Origin of the sequence: Streptomyces hazeniae (assembly GCF_031845485.1) — a bacterium.
Taxonomy (GTDB): Bacteria; Actinomycetota; Actinomycetes; order Streptomycetales; family Streptomycetaceae; genus Streptomyces; species Streptomyces hazeniae.
On sequence record NZ_JAVREQ010000265.1, the window covers coordinates 1 to 379 of the forward strand.

General features: G+C 64.1%; 1 pseudogene. It reads left to right on the plus strand.

Annotated elements, in window-relative coordinates:
• Positions 1–379 (plus strand): annotated as a pseudogene (locus RM572_RS29645) (hypothetical protein); the annotation flags it as partial.

Consider the following 379-nt stretch of genomic DNA (forward strand, 5'->3'; position numbering starts at 1 on the left):
CTGTCGGTTCTGTGGCGGTTCGGGTCCCGGCTGCTGATGTATGCGGTCGCGCGCGAATCGCACCTGTTGCGCATCGAGATCAGCGCCAAGCTCCTCGACCCGCTGGGCATCCAAACGGATTTCAAAGCCGGTGAACTACTCTCGATTTCGTCTACGGATGCCGATGAAACCGGCTACGTCATCGACTACCTGCCGCGCGTCGCCGGTGCGGTTGTCGCCACAGTCGTATGCGGCGTCGTGCTGCGGAGCATCGACCTGCCGCTGGGCCTGCTCGTGCTCATCGGCAGTCCCGTCGTAGTGTCCGCACTTCAGTTGACCGCACCGCTGATCGCCCGGCGTGTGGAGGAACAGCAGGCAGAGATGGGACGGGCGACCGCGT